We start from the raw sequence: 820 nt of genomic DNA on the forward strand, positions 1-820 counted from the left end.
TTGCCGCCAGTGCGAGAAAATAGGCGACAGCAGCCGAATCGTTCAGAAGCCATCCCCTCAGAGCCTCATCCCTAAAAGCTTCGCCACAGAAAGTTTGCTGACCAACATCATTCTTGGAAAATACCAATACGCGATGCCACTTTATCGTCAAGAATCGCTGTTTAACCAGTCGGGTATCGAGCTATCACGTACCACCATGGCTAGGTGGGTCATCCAAGTCAGTGAGAAGTTCGCCCCGCTGTATGCCGCCTTGAAAGAGCACCTACTTCAACAAGTGGTGGTTCAAGCGGATGAAACGCCGCTCAATGTGCTCAAAGAAGAGAAGCAGTGTTATATGTGGCTCTACTGCTCAGGCGCTGACTCACCCGAAGCGGCACTGCCGAATGTGAAAAATATTGCCTTGTACGACTATCAAAACAGTCGCGCGAGGGCGTGTCCCGTGGACTTTTTAGGTGACTACAACGGTTATCTACAAACCGATGGCTACGCGGCTTATGATGGACTTCATCACGTCACCAAGGTAGGGTGCTTAGCGCATGCTCGTCGCAAGTTCATGGATGCTAAAAAGCTTCAAGGGAAAGGTAAATCGGGCAAGGCTGATAAGGCGCTGGCTAAAATCCAAAAACTCTACGGGATAGAATCACGCTTAAAAGGGGCGATGTAGACCTTCATATTCCTCTATAGTCAGGTATCTACCGTCACGAATCCTCGAAGGTAAGTCTATTGATTTTGTGACAAAGTAACGATGTATGAACAATAGCTGATTCGCATAGCTTTTCTTGGTGTTAAGAGTTTTGTAGGGCGTTGTTGATCAAATCAG

Annotated in this window: 1 pseudogene; it reads left to right on the top strand. The window is 47.8% G+C overall.

What is annotated here, in order from left to right:
• Window positions 1–658: pseudogene (tnpC, locus tag AB4482_RS22945) on the top strand (IS66 family transposase); the annotation flags it as partial.
• Window positions 659–820 lie beyond the last annotated feature (162 nt).

Source organism: Vibrio sp. 10N.222.55.C7, from assembly GCF_041473335.1.
Taxonomy (GTDB): Bacteria; Pseudomonadota; Gammaproteobacteria; order Enterobacterales; family Vibrionaceae; genus Vibrio; species Vibrio crassostreae_C.